Source organism: Microvirga lotononidis, from assembly GCF_034627025.1.
GTDB classification, from domain to species: domain Bacteria; phylum Pseudomonadota; class Alphaproteobacteria; order Rhizobiales; family Beijerinckiaceae; genus Microvirga; species Microvirga lotononidis.
In genome coordinates this window covers 975,978-993,086 of sequence record NZ_CP141050.1, presented here as the reverse complement: position 1 = coordinate 993,086, position 17,109 = coordinate 975,978, and the positions used below count along the sequence as shown (strand labels likewise).

Annotated in this window: 21 protein-coding genes; 11 read left to right on the top strand and 10 right to left on the bottom strand. The window is 62.9% G+C overall.

Annotation, left to right across the window (positions count from 1 at the left end):
- Positions 1-253 precede the first annotated feature (253 nt).
- Together U0023_RS34395 and U0023_RS34390 are read right to left on the bottom strand one after the other, a co-directional pair.
- Complete coding sequence (locus U0023_RS34395) at positions 254-814, bottom strand: IS630 family transposase (RefSeq protein WP_083861461.1); 561 nt, start codon at positions 812-814, stop codon at positions 254-256.
- A complete protein-coding gene (locus U0023_RS34390; protein WP_009489870.1) occupies positions 786-1,319 on the bottom strand; it encodes a winged helix-turn-helix domain-containing protein in 534 nt (177 codons plus the stop codon). Before U0023_RS34390 ends, U0023_RS34395 begins: the two co-directional genes overlap by 29 nt.
- Positions 1,320-1,521: 202 nt before the next feature.
- Between U0023_RS34390 and U0023_RS34385 the strand changes: the two genes are divergently transcribed.
- The 4 genes from U0023_RS34385 to U0023_RS34370 all read left to right on the top strand — a co-directional run bounded on the left by U0023_RS34385 (position 1,522) and on the right by U0023_RS34370 (position 4,409).
- Positions 1,522-2,352 (top strand): IS5 family transposase, encoded by an 831-nt coding sequence (locus U0023_RS34385; RefSeq protein WP_009764920.1) that lies wholly within the window; start codon positions 1,522-1,524, stop codon positions 2,350-2,352.
- Positions 2,353-2,598 carry a hypothetical protein gene (locus U0023_RS34380; protein WP_040639752.1) on the top strand — a complete coding sequence of 82 codons (246 nt, stop codon included), beginning with the start codon at positions 2,353-2,355 and terminating at the stop codon, positions 2,596-2,598. It abuts the gene before it with no gap.
- Between the two features lie 123 nt (positions 2,599-2,721).
- Positions 2,722-3,129: a DUF1236 domain-containing protein gene (locus U0023_RS34375; RefSeq protein WP_009764919.1), complete on the top strand. Its 408-nt coding sequence runs from the start codon at positions 2,722-2,724 to the stop codon at positions 3,127-3,129.
- Positions 3,130-3,851: 722 nt separating this feature from the next.
- On the top strand, positions 3,852-4,409 hold the full coding sequence (locus U0023_RS34370; RefSeq protein ID WP_009764918.1) for a PepSY domain-containing protein: 558 nt from the start codon (positions 3,852-3,854) through the stop codon (positions 4,407-4,409).
- 607 nt (positions 4,410-5,016) lie between these two features.
- On the opposite strand, the gene U0023_RS34365 is transcribed toward U0023_RS34370, so the two are convergent.
- Complete coding sequence (locus tag U0023_RS34365) at positions 5,017-6,048, bottom strand: IS110 family RNA-guided transposase (protein ID WP_322883886.1); 1,032 nt, start codon at positions 6,046-6,048, stop codon at positions 5,017-5,019.
- 384 nt (positions 6,049-6,432) lie between these two features.
- Between U0023_RS34365 and U0023_RS34360 the strand changes: the two genes are divergently transcribed.
- Both U0023_RS34360 and U0023_RS34355 read left to right on the top strand, forming a co-directional pair.
- On the top strand, positions 6,433-7,791 hold the full coding sequence (locus tag U0023_RS34360) for a metallophosphoesterase family protein (protein WP_009764914.1): 1,359 nt from the start codon (positions 6,433-6,435) through the stop codon (positions 7,789-7,791).
- A gap of 40 nt (positions 7,792-7,831) precedes the next feature.
- The gene (locus tag U0023_RS34355) at positions 7,832-8,638 is read left to right on the top strand and encodes an inositol monophosphatase family protein (protein WP_009764913.1); all 807 of its coding nucleotides are present in this window, start codon (positions 7,832-7,834) and stop codon (positions 8,636-8,638) included.
- 112 nt (positions 8,639-8,750) lie between these two features.
- Here the strand turns inward: U0023_RS34355 and U0023_RS34350 are convergent, their stop codons facing one another.
- Positions 8,751-8,957 (bottom strand): GcrA family cell cycle regulator, encoded by a 207-nt coding sequence (locus U0023_RS34350; protein WP_040639749.1) that lies wholly within the window; start codon positions 8,955-8,957, stop codon positions 8,751-8,753.
- Positions 8,958-9,194: 237 nt separating this feature from the next.
- On the opposite strand from U0023_RS34350, the gene U0023_RS34345 reads away from it, so the two are divergent.
- Entirely contained in the window at positions 9,195-9,395 is a 201-nt protein-coding gene (locus tag U0023_RS34345) for a hypothetical protein (RefSeq protein ID WP_009764912.1), read from the top strand.
- 31 nt (positions 9,396-9,426) lie between these two features.
- Here the strand turns inward: U0023_RS34345 and U0023_RS34340 are convergent, their stop codons facing one another.
- From U0023_RS34340 to U0023_RS34330, 3 genes are read right to left on the bottom strand one after another with little or no spacing between them, the layout of a single operon-like run.
- Positions 9,427-9,783, bottom strand: coding sequence for a response regulator (locus U0023_RS34340; RefSeq protein WP_040639747.1), 357 nt, complete (start codon positions 9,781-9,783; stop codon positions 9,427-9,429).
- Between the two features lie 54 nt (positions 9,784-9,837).
- Positions 9,838-11,622 carry a sensor histidine kinase gene (locus U0023_RS34335; RefSeq protein WP_009764910.1) on the bottom strand — a complete coding sequence of 595 codons (1,785 nt, stop codon included), beginning with the start codon at positions 11,620-11,622 and terminating at the stop codon, positions 9,838-9,840.
- A complete protein-coding gene (locus tag U0023_RS34330) occupies positions 11,600-11,836 on the bottom strand; it encodes a type II toxin-antitoxin system ParD family antitoxin (protein WP_210161073.1) in 237 nt (78 codons plus the stop codon). Before U0023_RS34330 ends, U0023_RS34335 begins: the two co-directional genes overlap by 23 nt.
- Before the next feature lie 164 nt (positions 11,837-12,000).
- Between U0023_RS34330 and U0023_RS34325 the strand changes: the two genes are divergently transcribed.
- The gene (locus tag U0023_RS34325) at positions 12,001-13,107 is read left to right on the top strand and encodes a GGDEF domain-containing protein (protein ID WP_009764908.1); all 1,107 of its coding nucleotides are present in this window, start codon (positions 12,001-12,003) and stop codon (positions 13,105-13,107) included.
- A 439-nt stretch (positions 13,108-13,546) separates the two neighbouring features.
- Here the strand turns inward: U0023_RS34325 and U0023_RS34320 are convergent, their stop codons facing one another.
- Positions 13,547-13,999 (bottom strand): TetR/AcrR family transcriptional regulator, encoded by a 453-nt coding sequence (locus tag U0023_RS34320; RefSeq protein ID WP_245273176.1) that lies wholly within the window; start codon positions 13,997-13,999, stop codon positions 13,547-13,549.
- 165 nt (positions 14,000-14,164) lie between these two features.
- On the opposite strand from U0023_RS34320, the gene U0023_RS34315 reads away from it, so the two are divergent.
- The 3 genes from U0023_RS34315 to U0023_RS34305 all read left to right on the top strand — a co-directional run bounded on the left by U0023_RS34315 (position 14,165) and on the right by U0023_RS34305 (position 15,766).
- Positions 14,165-14,551 carry a hypothetical protein gene (locus U0023_RS34315; RefSeq protein ID WP_009764906.1) on the top strand — a complete coding sequence of 129 codons (387 nt, stop codon included), beginning with the start codon at positions 14,165-14,167 and terminating at the stop codon, positions 14,549-14,551.
- Positions 14,552-14,803: 252 nt separating this feature from the next.
- On the top strand, positions 14,804-15,121 hold the full coding sequence (locus U0023_RS34310) for a hypothetical protein (RefSeq protein ID WP_210161072.1): 318 nt from the start codon (positions 14,804-14,806) through the stop codon (positions 15,119-15,121).
- 186 nt (positions 15,122-15,307) lie between these two features.
- The gene (locus U0023_RS34305) at positions 15,308-15,766 is read left to right on the top strand and encodes a hypothetical protein (protein ID WP_009764900.1); all 459 of its coding nucleotides are present in this window, start codon (positions 15,308-15,310) and stop codon (positions 15,764-15,766) included.
- A gap of 177 nt (positions 15,767-15,943) precedes the next feature.
- Here U0023_RS34305 and U0023_RS34300 read toward each other — a convergent pair whose 3' ends face one another.
- Positions 15,944-16,609 carry a dihydrofolate reductase family protein gene (locus tag U0023_RS34300; protein ID WP_009764899.1) on the bottom strand — a complete coding sequence of 222 codons (666 nt, stop codon included), beginning with the start codon at positions 16,607-16,609 and terminating at the stop codon, positions 15,944-15,946.
- A complete protein-coding gene (locus U0023_RS34295) occupies positions 16,602-17,102 on the bottom strand; it encodes a VOC family protein (RefSeq protein ID WP_009764898.1) in 501 nt (166 codons plus the stop codon). The genes U0023_RS34300 and U0023_RS34295 overlap by 8 nt, the downstream gene beginning before the upstream one ends.
- Between the last annotated feature and the right edge of the window lie 7 nt (positions 17,103-17,109).

Sequence of the window (17,109 nt, the reverse complement as noted above, 5' to 3'; positions counted from 1 at the left end):
CTCATTCGCGATCGAATTCATCTAGTAGGATCTCGGTCAAGGCTTTGCCAATCGGCCAGCGCAGGCAGTGGAGGGTATTGGCGGAGTATAACATCTAAAGGCTAAATCGCCCTTCGAAAGTGCCGCTCGACTACTCGCTCTCTGGGCACCCGAGTGTTACCCCTGCACTGCGTCGGCGCATTGAGAAGCCATCAAAGTCACTGCAACTAGAACAGGATCGCTCATTTGGAGCTACGTACTGGGTAATACCCGCTCATGGAATTCCTGACGCAGTGAGATACGGGTAGGCCGTCAATGTTGTGAGACGGCCTGTCTCGTCGAGGAGCCGGTTCCAGGCGCGGCAGACCGCGTCCAACACGGCTTCATAATCGTCGAGCATCCGATGCGAGAGATAGCGCTCACGCAGGTAGAGCCAGACCCGCTCCACCGGGTTCAGCTGGGGTGACGCCGGCGGCAAAGGCAACAGCGTGATCGTCTCTGGCACGTGCAAGGCCCGCGCGTCGTGCCAGCCAGCCTGATCCAGCACGAGCACTGCATGTACGCCGGGTTCGAGCTGCCGGGCAAACTGCTCCAGAAAGATCATCATCGCGTCGGTGTTCACCCGCGGCAGAGCCAACGCGAAGGTCTCGTCCGTGCCGGGACGGCAGGCGGCAAACAGGTACAAGCTCTCGAAGCGCTGATCGACCACGCCGGGCGGACGTACCCCACGCTCGTACCAAACGCGGGTGGTCCGGCCCTTCTGGCCAAAGCGCGCTTCGTCCTGGCACCAGAGCTGAAGACGCGCCTCAGGATGCTCTGCCGCGACGGCCTGCAGCGCTGAGGGCAGCTCCTTTTTTGAACGCCGCCTGGGCGGCCGGATTGCCTTTCGGGTGCGAGGGCCGGGTCTTCTGCCGTGACAGGTCCAGCCGCTTGAGCAGGCACGAGAGCCCCCACTCACTGTAGCTCACGCCATACGTCCGCTCGACGTACTCGCACAGATCGACCAGACGCCAGGCGCTCACCCCATCGCGCTCGGGCTCCGGCCCGTGCAGGATGTGGGCCTTGAGAGCGGCCTGCTGACCAGGGCTGAGCTGCTCCGGGCGACCGGAACGATGGCGGTCATGCAGACCGTCCGGTCCCTCGGCATTGAAGCGCAGGATGGCATCGTGCAGAGCCTGACGTTCCATGCCGGCCAGGCGGGCGGCCTCCGTTCGGGTCATGCCCTCAAGCGCATTGGCAATGGCCAGCAACCGCAGGCTGGCCCGGGTGTCCCTCTCACGAGCAGCCCGTTGGCGTAAGTCGGATGGTGAGTAGTCCTGGCGGATCCGGAGGGCAGCCATGCTGATCCCCTCAACAACGCCCCCGCTCCGCAGTGAATCACGTCAGGCGCCCCGACGCAAATCCGAGTCAGCAATTCCCTGGCTGGGTATTAGAGGCTGGTGAGCAATTTTATTGCTCGAGCCAAGTGGTTGATTCAGAATAGGTTTGGTGCTGGGCCGCGGAGGCGGATGCGGGCTGTTTCACGTTTGAGGAGCCCGTGCCATGGATGTCAGTTCCTACGCCAGCGATCTCACTGATGCGGAATGGGCGCTGCTGGAGCCGCTGATAACCCGCAGCCATCCCGCCGGGCGACGGCAGACTTATCCGCTCCGACGCATCACCGACGCCATCTTCTATCTGCTGCGCACCGGCGCCCAGTGGCGGCTGCTACCGCACGAATACCCTCCGCGTTACGCCGTGTTCTATCACTATGCCCAGTGGCGCGAGAACGGGACGTGGGAGCAGGTCACGCGAGTGCTGCGCGAGAGTTATCGCCGCATGATTGGCCGGGCTCCTCAGCCGACAGCGGCGATCATCGACAGTCAGTCGGTCAAAACCACTGAGATGGGTGGACCACGTGGGTACGATGGTGGCAAAAAGATCAAGGGCCGCAAGCGTCACTTGCTCGTTGATACGCAAGGAACGCTGCTGAAGAACAAGGTGCATCCGGCCGACATCCATGACCGCGCGGGCGCCGAGCTCCTGTTGGAGGGTTTAGAGCATCTCTTCCCGGTTATCGAGCTCATGTGGGCGGACACGGCTTATCGAGGGTTGAAGGATTGGCTGTGCAGAGCGCTCGGATGGAAGCTATCCATTCCGCAACACTGGTGGAGCGGTGGCGTCTGGATGCGGGCCGACGCGGAGCCCCCAACACGGCCGAGTGGCTTTCACGTGCTCGCACGCAGATGGATCGTTGAGCGGACCATCGCCTGGTTGACCACCAACCGCCGCCTCGCCAAGGACTACGAACGCCTAGTCGAGACCGGCGAGATGCTGCTTTATCTTGCGATGAGCCGCATTTTGCTGCGCCGCCTCACGCGGAAAGAAAGATAATTGCTCACCAGCCTCTTAGTTGCGATCGACCATCCGGTCATGAATGAGGACGGTGAGCTTTCCGATGAGCAACGCCATATCGGTCTGCTCGCACGACCAATGGGTCCGATCGCCGATACGCCGGCAGAAGCGGACACGACGGCAAACGAGCGCAGGTTGCTGTTGCCGGCCAGCCGCAAGTGCTGGTGCAGCAGGTCGGACATGGAAGCCGTGCCCTCATCAACGGGCGGCACCGCGACTGCGTAAAGCCTGACCACCGATGCGCAGTGAGTTGCAGACGTGTCACTATGCCGGTCATCTCCGATTGTGCCGGAACTGTCATGCTTCAAGCGGGTTAAGGCTTAGCATCGGCTATTGGAGTAACCTGATATGTTAAAGAAGCTTCTTCTTGCGGGCGCAGTCGCTGCGGTCATGGCGCCAATCGGCGCCTCTGCTCAGTCGGGCGGTGCCGCGGCAGGCGCAACGACAGGGGCTGTTGGCGGCGCAATTGTCGGTGGTCCGGTCGGAGCTGTCGTAGGAGCCGTCGGCGGCGCCATTGTTGGCGGTATCGCTGACCAGCAGCAGCCTCAGTTCCGGCAGTATGTCGTCACCCAGAGTGCCCCCTCCTACCGCTATCAGGAAGAAGTGCGCGTCGGCGCGGTTCTGCCGGAGGCAGGTGTGACCTACTATGAGGTGCCAGCAGAGTATGGGGTGAAGGGCTACCGCTATACGGTCGTCAACGATACTCCTGTGCTCGTCGAACCGGGCACGCGCCGGATCGTTCAGGTGGTTCGTTAACCCGTCTCTGCACGAAAAAGGGCGGCCGTTGAGCCGCCCTTTCTATTGTGTCGCGCATCCGCACATAATCTCCATGTGCCGCTACCGAGGCGGTGGTCGGCTGAGGGCAACAGACGAGGTCGATCGGCCGGGCTTCCGACTACGATAATCTTTCACGGCGCGCGGTCTGCGTCTCACTTTGTACGTAGGAGAAAGCGGCGGCGCCTAGTTGTTCCTGTTGCGCTGTTCCTGACTTTTATTCGGAACGCTTCTGGATCTCAGCGTCGCGATCGTCCGCCAGTCGGTCCTACGTCCTCACCCTCTCCAGAAGCTGGATGCGTGGCTCCCCGTTGGGCACGGCTTGGCGAGGGCCCGACACTCGTCGGCGTGTTGCCGGTACTCCGATGCGGTTAGGCTGCTGTTCAGATGAGCGGCGTATCGAAAACCGCGAGTACCTGTTCATCTATGCGGTTCCGCGGCTGTGTCGCTCCCGAGGCGATCGTCGACGAGCGTGCGGCCGAAATCTAGCGCCAGATCGACCTCTGACTGCATCAACCCGTAATGCGGATGCCAAACTCATTGCGGATATCAATCTCGATGAGCAGAAGCGAGGACGACGTGAGACAGCGCCGATTTGATGCGGGCCGTCTGCCGAAAAAGATGCGGTGCAGGATGAAGTTTGGATGAACCCACAAAGCACAGCTGCGTTGTTGCCAAGCTAGACAACAACACAGGAGCTGTTCATGCTGAAACTCGTCCTCGCCGGAAGCGCGCTGGCGCTGACCACCTCTCTTGCTTTTGCTCAAACGCCTCCTGCCCCAGCTGCTGGTGCTCCCGCCGGAGTGACCCGCGATTCAAACAAGTTTCAGGCTGCGCGAAGCGCGAAGGTCTCTCTCAGCCAAGCGGTCGAGGCGGCCGAAAAGCAAGGTCAGGGCCGAGCGACGGAAGCCGAGTTCGAGGTCAAGGATGGCGGCGGGCAGTACGAAATCAAGGTGCTCAGCAACACGGGCGACAAGCTGACGAAGTTCAAGCTGGACGCAAACTCGGGACAGGTTGTCGAGACAGAGAATCAGCCCTTTGAGCGCTACTTCACGCGTCTCAAGCCGGCGGACTTCCAGAGCGCCAAGGTCTCGCTGAAGGATGCGATCGCGGCAGCCGAGCAGCGGGTTGGTGGAAAGGCGACGGATGCCGAGGTCGAGCGTGAGGGCAATGCCGTCCAGTACGAGATCGACGTGGCCACGGCCGACAAGACCCAAGAGATCAAGGTCGATGCCAACGGCCAGGTCGTCGCGAAGGACTGATCTGCCTGAGCTCAGCGCGGCCCAGAAGAGCCGCGCTGAGCTCGTTTCTGGAAGCGAAAGGACATGGGCGGCCTCGTTGCCCGAATGGACGGTTCTGATCCGCCGTGGCGGCAAGGATAGAGCTCCTCCGAAAGCTAGCTTGTTTCATGAATCGCGATCTGCGCGTGACATCGTCGCCCGGCTCGAACAGAACTTCACCCTGCTAGAGGGTTGCAGCTTCGAGATGTGGGTCAAGCAGCGCACGGTCCTTGGGCTGCAGCGAGGCCAAGAGGCGGTTGCTGACAAGAAGCCGGGCCACAGAGGGGTCGACCCCGGGGTGACGGGGAAGGATGTTCTCTTATTCCGGGGATTCTGGTCAAGCCCTTTGAATGGCCCTTTCCGTCAGATCGGCTGATATCACCTGTCGGGTCATGGTTCTCTCCGCGGTCAGCATTGGCTGCCGCATGATGGGATCGGAAGCCTCAGCCTCGCCATGTTGCATACGCGGTCAATCTGCTCCCTGAGGTTTAGGTTTCAGGCCGCAACGGTGCCCACGCGATGGCTGCTGCCTCGTCCCGACAAGGGACATCGTACCGCCAGATCTGGCGGATCTCTTGAGGCGGCTATCTCATGCGGGCTGCTCTTCCTGGCGCGCCCACCGGAAGTCCGTGTTGTCACGCCACATCCGGTGCAGGAGCACCGCCAGCTTACGCGCGACCGCGACGGTCGCCTTCTTGCCGCCCACCTTCTTGGCGAGCCGGGTGCCCCAGGCTTTCAGCGCAGACCAGCGCGAGACCCGGTTCAGCAGGATCCCGGCCGCTTCAAACAGATACGTGCGCAGCAACGGATCGCCGCACTTGGAGATCCGACCGCTTCGGTCGATCTCGCCCGACTGGTACCGTCGTGGGGTCAGGCCAAGGTAAGCCCCTACGCTGGACGAGCTCGAGAATCGGTCTGGTGTGTCGATGACACTGATATAAGCCAACGCAACCAGAGAGCCGACACCGGGAGCCGTCATCAGGCGGCGAGCCGCCTGATCCTGGCGCGCCAGCCCCATGAGGCGACGGGAGAGGATGCCGATTTGTCGGCTGACCTCCTGCAAGGCGCTCAGGAGTGCCTCAACCGCATCCTTCAGCGGCCCATCGGCCACCAGTTCGCGCACACGGTCGATGAAGGGCTGACGGCCTCCCTTGCCAGCAACCAGACCAAAGGGCTTGAGCATGCCTCGGATCTGGTTGATCAGGTCCACGCGCACCTCCACCAAGCGAGCGCGTGAGCTGAGGAAGCTGCGGATCACCTGGCTATCCAGGCTCTTGACGGTGACCTCCCGGTACCAGCCCGTGCGCACGATCTGCGCCAGCCCCAGCGCATCATTGGGATCGGTCTTGTTCACCTGCAGCGACAGCGCCGCCTTCGCATGGCGCGCATCCAGGCAAATCACAGGCAAGCCGCGCTTCTTCAACTCATGCCAGTGCCAGGTCGACAGTGGGCCGCTTTCCAGGCCAATGCGCTCGACATGCGTGGCTCTCGCTTTAACGACTGCAGCAATGGCCTCGGGCGTCGAGGCGCATTTGCCACGCCAGAGCGCCTTTCCTTGCTCGTCGACAATGCAGACGGCTGTCTGCTCCAGCGATACATCCAACCCGACATACTGCTTCATGAGGATACTCTCCGTTGGCTTCCAGTTTGGGCCTAATTACATCAGATCCTACTTTGCCGTCGAAGGGCACCAGGCCCGGAATAATCCCATGTTGCATTGGTATCCCATACCGCGGCCAGGATGGTCTCGACGCCGTCCTTGTTCAGGTCCACAGTGTGCAGGGTGGCACCATGTCAGAGAATGTCCCGCTTGTCCGTCGAGTACTCGACTTAGCTGTGGCATTTTTTGCCACAGCAATAGCTTGATACAGCCGCATCCCGTCGGTCCGCCCAGCCACTGATGTGGAATTTGCCGGGGAGCTACAATTCCGAGCCTGGTGCGACAGTTCTCAAATCGTCGAAGGCAAGGCATTTCCAACTTCTTCTTTCCTGGACTGGAGCGGAAATGCCCCAAGATGACATCGCGGCTTTCCTGCCGCGTACGCCAGGCCACCAGTTCGTCCTGTACGGCGACGCCTGCTCCGGTGTTCCTGGGGCCACTCATGAGACGACCTTCGCCTCGGTCAACGCGGTGATCCAGCGGCTGCGGCCGCAGCCGGAGTTCATCCTCTTCCCGGGCGACGAGATCATCGGCCTCACGGCCGATGGCGACGCGCTGCGGGCGCAGTGGCGGCATTGGCTCGACCAGGAGATGAGCTGGCTCGACCGCCAGACGATCCCGCTCTGGCACACCACCGGCAACCACACGGCCTACGACACCATGAGTGAGAACGTGTTCCGGGAAATCCTCGACCTGCCTCGGAACGGGCCGCCGGGGCAGGAGGGGCTGTCCTACTGGGTCCGTCGCGGCGACCTCCTGCTGGTCTTCGTTCACACCCTCTGGACCGGGTTGGGCGGCGAAGGCCACGTCGAGACCGAGTGGCTGGAAGGCGTGCTGCGCCAGCATGCGGATGCCCAGCACAAGCTCGTTCTGGGCCACCATCCCGTCTACCCGGTCAACGGCTTCTCCGGACCCTACCAGCGCGAGATCGGACCCGAGCACGCCAACCGCCTCTGGGACATCCTGGTGGAGGCGGACGTGCTCGCTTACCTATGCAGCCACATCCTGGCCTTCGACGTGCAGGTCCACCGAGGTGTGCTCCAGATCTGCACGGCAGGAGCCGGGACGGCTCACCGGATGCCTGAAGGCGTCGAGTATCTCCACTGCGTCCAGGCGGCCCTCGACGAACATGGACTGCGCTATCAAGTCCTCGATACGGACGGGACCGCGCGGGAACGATTGACATGGCCGATGGCACCGTTCCCCGACGAACGGTGGCGGGACCTCACCAGAGGAGAGGGGCCTGCGTCGCTCACCGGACGACTACAATCGGGCCGCAGGGTCGAGTTCCGCTTCCGGGGCCGCACGGCAGCCGAAGCCGTCAGCTCGAGGCAGACGCTGCTAACCGCCTTCTTTCCTGGAAGCATCGCCCCGGTATGGATTGGCTTGCAGGGGCCGCGGCAGACCCTGACCCTGATCATGGGACGCGAGCCGGGCCGGAGTCCACACTACTGGATCGGTCCCAGCTTTCCAGCCGACGAACACTTCGACCTGCATCTCGCAATCAACCCCGACATGGGGCCGGGCGGTGTCCTGTATCGGCCTTGGGGTGATAAGCGATGGACCTCGCTTGCAGCCGCCTCCGCGACAGGGCTGGAGACGTTGCGCTGGCCGGACCGGTGGAGCATCGGGCATGGGCAGCATGGCATTAAGGACCGGCCCTTCTCCGGACCGGAGCTGACGGTTTCGGCTGCTATTGGCTAAGGGTTCGCCGGGACAATGACGGCACCAAGGGGAGACTTCGATGCGCTCGAACGTGATGGACGAGGTGGCGACGATCCTGCGCCAGGCCGCTGCCGAGGCTATCCTGCCGCGCTATCGGAAGCTGCTGGCGGGCGACGTCGAGGAGAAGACGCCCGGCGAGGTCGTCACGGTCTCTGACAGGGAGGCCGAGCAGATCATCAGCCCCAGGTTGGCGGCGCTCCTGCCCGGCTCACGCGTCGTCGGAGAGGAAGCCGTCGCGACGAATCTGTCGCTGATGGACGGGCTCGACGAAGGCCTAGTCTGGCTGGTCGACCCGCTCGACGGCACCGCCAACTTCGTGGCCGGCTCGTCTGCCTTCTCCATCATGGTCGCGCTCCTGCAGGATGGGCAGACGACGGCCTCGTGGCTCCTGGACCCGGTCAGCGGTCAACTGTCGGTGGCTTCCCGCGGCGATGGAGCCTTCATCGACGGCGTCCGGGTTCGTGCGTCGACGGCATCTCTGACCGCCTCTGAATGCCGCGGCTCCGTACTCACGCGGTTCCTGCCTGAGGAGCTCAAGGAGCAGGTGGCGGCGGGATCGCCCGGGCTCGCTGAGGTGCTGCCCGGAGCCAAATGCGCTGGCGTGGACTATCCGTCGATCATCCAAGGGATGCAGAACTTCCTGATGTTCTGGCGGCTTCTGCCGTGGGACCACGCGCCAGGGGCCTTCCTCGTCGAGGAAGCTGGAGGGCATGTCGCCCGCCTCGATGGATCCGAGTACCGGCCATCGGATCAGCGGCCCGGCCTGCTCATCGGCCAGAACCGCGAGGTCTGGGATGTCGTCAGGAGCACACTCCTGAAAGGCTGAGGCGAGTGATCTGATTGAGCGGGCACTTGCAGGAGGGAGCAGGACTTTTAAGGGGACAGCGCATAAACTGTCACTTGCGCGCTCCGGGCCGGAATCAGGCGGCCCGTCCGGCTCATGACACCAGCGCCTCGCGCCGGATCTTCAGGGGTTGTGCCGGAACGTAGACGAGCCTTCGGTGCCAGTCGCACCAGCTCGATCCTTCGGGTGTCGGGGTGCCGCAGCACACGGCGCTGCGCAGGTCCTCCGAGACGATGAAGCGGCACTGCCGCGTTCCGAGCTTGAGGAGTTTCGTCCGTTGTCTGGGGTCGGGCTCTTGCATGACGGGCATCTATGGCACAGCGGGGCGGATCAGCGAAAGGCCCGGGGCGCGACGCGAATGAAGGCACCGCATCCGTCTATTCCCAGATCTCGGCGGGATCGTTCATCGGATGGAGTGACGGTGATGGGGGTTTGAAATTGGACGCTTGGACTGGCACAGGTCACGCAATGGGAACCTGTTCGCGCCGGTGCGTGTTCGCCTCCTATGAACCTGAGCGGGATTGGGGGCGAGACGTCCATGTCTGATACAGATAGCCGTGGCAGTCCCGTCCCTGCAGCGCTGACGTTCTCGCAGCGCGAGAGTATCCGTATGTTGGGGATCGCGTTGCGCAAGCTCTACAAGAGCTATCTGAAGGAACCCCCGCCCAAGCGGTTCCTCCCCCTGATCGCGAAACTCAGTGAGGCCGACCGGCGGTCATTTCTGGCTAACGACGCATAGGGGCGGTCCGCAATCGGGCTCTGGCGTGCGCTCATCCAAACGCTTTGCCGACAATCGCAGTGAGCTGGGCCGACCGGTAAGGCTTGGCCAGGAAGCAGCCATGGTCGGGGATGTCGGCGTCCCGGAATGTCGTGTGGCCGGACGTGACGAAGGGCCGGATGTCAGGCCAACGCTCAGCGACCAACGCGACCAAGGCCATGCCGTCCATCGAACCTGGCATAGGAATGTCGGTGAACAGAGCCGCGATCTCGTGGGCTCGGGCTTCCAGAAGCCTGAGCGCCGCATCGGCGTTGCCAGCCTCCTCCAGTATGTCGACCGCGTTCATGCGGATCATCGGTTCGTCCTCGACGACAAGGACGTAGCGGGGAGCGGAATCAGTCTCGGACATGATAGGCACAAAGCTCTCCTCTGGGAGAAGGTTCCTGGCTCATGCGGCGATCCCTCAGACGGCGGAAGCGGCCAGGCTGTCGAGCGGAGCCGTGATGGTGCACACCACGCCGGCCGGTTCATAACTGAGCTTGACGTCGCCGCCGATGTCGCCCGGCAGGCCGCGCGTGATCAGCCGCGAGCCGAAGCCCTTGCGCTTGGGTTCGAGCACGCGCGGACCATCATGTTCCGACCAGCGCAAGGCCAGGCAGGCTGGCATTTCCTCCGTCACGGTCCAGACCAGGTCGACGTAGCCGTGCTCGTTGGACAGAGCACCGTACTTGACCGCATTGGTGGCGAGCTCGTGCAGGATGAGCGCCAGGGACAAGGCCGCCTGCGGGCTGAGGCGCACGCGTGGGCCCCGGATGCGCAATCGCTCCGGCTCGGAGGCACGGTGAGCCTCGAGCACGCTGTGGACCAGCGCCCCGATCTCGGCCTCCTCCGCACTCTTGCTGATGAGGAGATCCTGGGCCTTGCCCAGCGCGACCAGCCGCGCCGCCAAGGCTTCACGAGCCACATCCATGGAGGGGGAGTTGCGCAGGGTATGGGAGGCGATCGCCTGGACCATGGTCAGCACATTCTTGAGCCGATGGCCAAGCTCGTGATGGACCACCTCGAGCTCCTGCTCCGCCCGCTTGCGGCGGGTGATGTCGAGCATCGCGCTGATCATACGAATGGGCTGGCCGGCTGCGTCCCGCACCATATAGCCGCGGTCGAGGACCGTCGCGTAGTGCCCGGAGGCACACCGAAAGCGATACTCGTGGCTCCATTCATCCCCATTGCCGGCGATCACGGCACGGATGTGGTTCTCCACCTCTTGAAGGTCATCGGGATGGATCTGGGCGATCCACCACTCGCCGGTCGGCTCGATCTCGTGCGGGTTGTAGCCGTACGCTGTGTAGAGGGCCTCATTCCACTGGACGTGGTTATGGACCAAGTCCCAGTCCCAGATCGCGTCGTTGGTGGCGCGGGTGACGAGACTGTAGCGCTCGACCGTCTCGCGCAAGGCGGCTTCAGCCTGCCTGCGATCCGTCGCGTCGCGCGAGATCGCCAGCAGCCTGTCCGGCCGGCCGTCGGAGCCCGCGATCGGCGTCACCTGCACGTCCCACCAGCGCGGCGAGCCCTTCAGGGTCTTAGCCAAGCCGGTGAACCGCCCGGCACCTCCAGCCTTGGCCGCCGCCATAGCCTCCTCAGCCGCGGCAGTGCCGTCATCCTCCCAGAGGCTTGCCCACGGACGGCCGAGGATCGCGGAGAGGTCTTCCACCTCCATGCCCCGCAAGCCACCCGCGTTCATGAACTCGATCCGCCCCTCAAGGTCGAGGACTTTGATGCAGTCGCCTGAGCTTTCCAGCACGCCGCGCAGGAAGGCTTCGCTCTGGCGGGTCTTCTCCTCGGCCAGCCGCTGCTCCGTGCGGTCGCGCAGGATCTTGAGGTAGCCTTCGATCGTGTCACTCGCCTCGTCGACGAGTGGCATCAGGGAGCCATTGGCCCAGAAGCGCTCGCCGCCCTTCTTGACATGCCAGCGCTCATCAGAGGCCCGGCCATAATCGCGCGCGATCTCCATCTCCTTGGCCGGAGCACCTGCGTCCCGATCCTCAGGCGTGAAGAACAGGCTGGCGTTCTGCCCCAGCACCTCGGCCTCAGACCAGCGCAGCACCTGCTCGGCCCCTCTGTTCCACGCGGTAATCCGCCCGCCGAGATCGAGGGTGATGATGGCGTAGTCGGTCGCGCTCTCGAGCAGGCTCTCGAGGAAGCGCTCGCGGTCCGACTGGAGAAGCTTACGAAGCAAACGGGTCGGCATTGGGGGTCATGGATGACGGAGCTTCAGATGGTTGCGGTTGCGGGTCAGCTCCGTCGATCCCGAGGACGTCCTTACTCTCTTGGACCTGCAGCAGCCTCAAGGCAGCGCGGACGACCTCGCTGTTGTTCTGATAGCGCCCCGAGGCGACGCGCCCGGCGACGAAGCGTTCGAGTTCGGGGGTGAGCGAGACGTTCATGGATTTGCGAATCGGCATGGAACAAACCATGGCCATACCGGCCGTTCTGTGTCAAAGGCTGCTACAGCCCGGCGGGTGCAGAATTGTCGCAGCGTCTGGTTCTCAAGCACGGGAGCATGCTCAGCCGCTTCACGAGGCGACGTGCATCAGGGGTAACGGCGTGAACGGAGCCGGGAAGACCGATGCTTCCTGTCCGAACCTTCCTGACCCGTCTGACGAGGCCGACGATTGCCAGCAGGCGCGCCCTCGTCCGCTACGTCGTCTTCGTGACCGTGTTCGGCCTTGCTGCAGCCCTTGCGATCGATGTTGCCCAACAACTCCTGTTCTTCACCAGTTGGACCGGCGCCTTCAGGTCGTGGGCCGTGACGGTGGTCGCCGTGACCGAGATCGCGACGCCGGTCGCTACGATGTTCGCTCGCGCGCGGTGGGAACGGCAGCGTGCCAAGGACGCCTTGGAGGATCTCAGCCGCACGGATCCGCTCACCGGGCTGCCGAACCGGCGCGCCCTGATGGAGGCAAGCGAAGCCCGAACCTCGCAGACGATGGTGTTGGTCATCGCGGACATCGACCGCTTCAAGGCGGTGAACGACACCTATGGCCACCGCGCTGGCGACGCCGTCCTTCAGGCGGTTGGCAGGATCATGACCCAACGTCTGGCCAGCTATGGGCTGGCGGGATGCCTCGGTGGGGAAGAGTTCGCGCTGATTTCCTCGAACGTCTCGCTCGATCAGATCATCGCTGCACTCCGTGACCTGTTGCGGGCGATCGAGACGACGCCGTTCATCACGCCCGGCGGCGCGGTCCGGATCACGATGGCAGCCGGCGTTGCCATCGGAATCAGCCAGAGCCGTTCGAGCGACTGTACTCGGAGGCCGACGAGGCACTGTACCTCGCCAAGCGTTCGGGCCGGAGCCGAATCGAGCTGTCGGCTCGGGCCAGGGAGGCTCTTCCAGCCGATCAGGAAGCTGATCACCGAGCATGGCATAGAAGCGCTCGCGCCGGTGCTGACGCGGTACGGGCGGCTTCTGCCGCTGAAGGGCGAGGACGTCTGGCTGCTCAACGTCACCAGCGTCCTCGACGCTCTCGAAAGGCAGAAGTCGCGCATCGTCTATTTCGATGATGGTGATATCCTCGATTTCGAGTGGCATGTGTTCAAGAAGAAAGTCATCGGAACCGCTGAGATCTCAAACTGCCGCGGCGGGCCTCGGCCCTCTATGTCACCAGCAGCCTCGTCGACGGAGTTCGGAGTGCCGGCCTTCGTGATGTCGCTTTTGCCCCCGTCTGGGTGAGTGAAGGTGAATAAAGCCGTGCAAACCGCAGCCGTTTGCCTACTGCTTGATGAAGCGCTCCTCGATTGTCGGCCTAGAATGGTGCTCATGGATGACGACCGGGTCGCCATCTTGCCGCTCAACTACGATGGTCCGACGGAAATCGAGCGGCCCGGCCGATGTCCGTCGTAATGATCCTCGCATACGACGAACGCCACATCCTGTCCGTCCACTACCCAGCATGTCGGGCGAACAACCGCTAGAAGGGCAGGGTGGTCACGTTCACCCATCGTCTTGATCGTTGTTCCGCTGCCGTCACCGGGCTGGACCGGAGCCTCTTGGAGAGTTCCTCTTACAGGCGGCCGCCGATCCTCATGCTCTCCTATTCACCCCCTCCAGCGAACTCCTCTGGGCGCCACAAGGGGTGACCCGCAGATGGACCACGCTCCCGAGCCAAATCTCAGTCCGGGCCTCCGAACAGATGTGCGATATCGTTCAAGGCCTCCTTCGGCAGCGACGTGTGGCGCTGGTCCACGACGGCCGCCTGCCCCAGAAAGGCCCAATAGAAAAACAAGGCCCGATGGGCCGCGCGTGTGGTGTCCATGCCAGCATCGACCAGCAAGCGAGCGACGCGGGCGATCCGCCGCTCGTCGACGGCCGCAACAATGCCGGCAACATACTTGTCGTGGGCGGCCCAAGATCGGATGGCGCGGTCCAGCCTGGGTTGCCGGTCAAAGGCTTGATGCAACAAATCTCTCAGTCGGTCCGGGTCGCCTGGCCTTGCATCCAGAGCATCAATAATCTGGTCCGTCGAGGTTTCCTGCCAGTGCTGCAGAAGCTCGGAGCGGAAGTCCTCGATGTCCTGGAAATGCCAATAGAAGCTGCCGCGCGACACATTGAGCTTGGCGGCCATGGGGCCAACCTTCAACCCTCCCGGCCCGTCATTCGCCAGCGTCCGCAGGCCGTGCTTCAACCAGTCCAGCTTCGTCAGCCGATCACCCATGGCTGCACCATACACATGTGTATTGACGCGTCCAGCGGTTGGATTATGGTCATGACCATACAGAGGTGTATGGTCATGACCAGCCACAACGCAGCTCTTATGATGGCCGGGCTCATCGGCAGCTTTGGTGCCGTCATCCATGGGATGCTCACCCAATCGCATCTTGTCGCTCCCGTCCGGGAGCTCACGGCCGCCCGGATCAGCGTGCCAGTTCAAAAACTGGTGACGATCCTGCTGCAGTTCAGCACCTTCAACTGGTTCATTGGCGGGCTCCTGCTGATCGCAGCCGCCTGCCTCTCAGGGCAGGAGGCAAGGCAGGCAGCGGGTCTGCTGGTGGGAAGCTCGTACCTGTTCGCCGCCCTCGGCAATCTCTGGGCAACCCGAGGCCGGCACCCGGGCTGGATCGTCTATGGAGTAGCACTCGGCTTGATCCTCTATGGGCTTACCGAGCCAGGGGCGTGAGTCTCATGCGAGTCATCGGTTGAAAGACAGAGACGTTGGTTCAGCCGCTCGATGACATGGAGGGGAAGAGGTGAGGGCGCGCGCCACAGAGCATCACTGCATGGGCGCGAGTTGTAGGGCTGCAAAAAGGCTGGAAGCGGCCCGGTCCAGGAGGTAGCGATGAGATTTGCACGATGGGTCTTCCGACTTGCCGGTCTCTACGGGATTGTTCTGCTCACCCCTTTCTATTTCTTGGAGAGACAGATTGGTGCCGTGACCGTTCCGATTGCCCATCCTGAATATTTTTATGGCTTTGTCGGCACGGCGCTGTCTGCGCAGATCCTTTTTCTCATCGTCTCGACGGACCCGGTCCGCTTCAGACCGGCAATGGTCGCGTGCGTGATCGAGAAACTGGCTTTCGGAATTCCTGTCTGGATTCTCTGGAGCATGGCTCGCGTTGGACTGGACGTCGTGTCCCTTGGCACCATTGATCTGATCTGGGCCGCACTGTTCACGATTGTCTACGTCCGCCTTGGTGTGCAGGTGCGGATGATCCGAGGCGCGACGAGCGTCGTCAACTCAACCCTGTGAGATGGCCCACCTCTCCTGGCAAGTTCGATCAGAGAGGGGGGCGGAACAAGCGATGTATGGCGCGGAACGTCAGCTGGCAGCTGTGTCCGGTGACGGCCCGTACGTCGATGATCGGAGCGCTGGGAGCATCACCGCCATCATCGCTGCGGTTCTCTTTTTTATTCACTGACAAGGAGAGATGAAGTGATGCTTCCCCGAATGATCGCCTTAGCGCTAACCGTCTTTATCCTCCTTCCCAGCGGGGCTCACCTGCTCGAGCTGCCCGGCAAGATCGGCCTTGACCGCGACGCCTATTTTACCGTCCAGCAGATTTACGCCGGGTGGGCCCTGTTCAGCATTCCGATCGCCGCGGCATTGGTTGCCAACAGCGCACTCGCCCTGACCGAGTGGCGCCGCGACCCTGGAGCCGCGCGGGCAGCGCTGTGCTCGGTAGGGCTCATTCTGCTGAGCCTCATCGTCTTCTTCATCTGGGTGTTACCCGCCAATCAGGCCACGGCCAACTGGACTCGAATCCCCGACAATTGGGAAACTCTCCGGCGGCAGTGGGAGTATGGTCACCTGGCCAGCGCCATCATTGTCTTCGGCGCCCTGCTGGCAACCGCTTGTGCAGCCATGCATCGACCACAAGCTCAGTTGAAGTCATGAGCGAGTCCGCAGCGATCACCGCCGACGAGCAGGGGAATTGTTTGAACGGCTGACGGCGGCGCAGCTCGCCGCCGTCCTCCGGGTGCTGGGACCAAGTATACGGCACTTGGACATGTCTCGTCTGCAGATAGCGCGATCAGCGCCTTCTCCTGAATGGCTGGCCGAAGAGCCGCAGGTTCACCAGCGACCTTCCGCTTGGCGCTGACGGAGCGCCAGTTCGGCATCGCTTGGGGGTTTTGTGGCAAAACTGCCGGTGCGAACCTCTCCATCACGCACAAACGATGCGAAGTGGACGCCTTTCGGCGAGTGTGCCTGCTCAACCAACGTCCATGAACGGGCTGTCGCCGGATCGCCCGAATACCAGCGCTTGCCGCGCCCAAGCATGACCGGGAAGGTGATCAATGCCAGCTGATCGACAAGGCCGGCGGGAAGCAGCGCCTGGTAGAGCATGCTGCTACCCTGGATCAGCAGGTCCGGTCCATCGCTGGCCTTGAGGCACGCGACAGCATCAGTGGGATCGCCAGCGAGGCGCTGGCTGTTGTTCCACGTCAGCGGCCGGTCGGATGACGTCACAACATGTTTTCGGACGGCATTGAACGTCTCGCCAATCGGCTGGTCGCCGTTGTGCGGCCAATAAGCGGCGAAGATCTCGTAGGTTCGCCGGCCAAGCAGCAGCTCATAGCTGCCGCCCAGCAGCCGCCCCATCGGCTCGTCCAGCGTGTCATCGAAATAGGGGAACACCCAGCCGCCGTGCGTAAAGCCGGTCTGGTCCTCCTCCGGCCCGCCTGGTGCCTGGATCACGCCGTCGAGCGACTGGAACAGGGAGCCGATGATTTTACGCATCGACGGCACCTCCACGCTCCGCAGCCTCGATCCGGGCGATGTCGATCTTGCGCATCGTCATCATTGCTTCGAACGCTCGCCTGGCGGCCGCCTTGTCAGGATTGCTGTTGGCCCGCAGCAGCGCCCGGGGTGTGATCTGCCACGAGAAGCCCCAGCGATCCTTGCACCAGCCGCAGGCGCTTTCCTGCCCGCCATTGCTGACGATCGCGTTCCAATAACGGTCCGTCTCTTCCTGATCCTCGGTCAGGACCATGAAGCTGACCGCCTCATTGGCCTTGAAATTGGGCCCGCCGTTCAGGCCGATGAACCGCCGGCCGAGCACGGTAAACTCGACCGTGAGTTCGGTGCCCTCTGTCCCACCCGGAAACTCTGACGGGGCGCGCATAGGAGCGCCGACACTGCTGTTGGGGAAGGTTGCGGCGTAGAACTCCGCAGCCTTACGGGCCTCCCCGTGATCGAACCACAGGCAGGTCATGAGCTTGTCGCTGGTCACGATATTT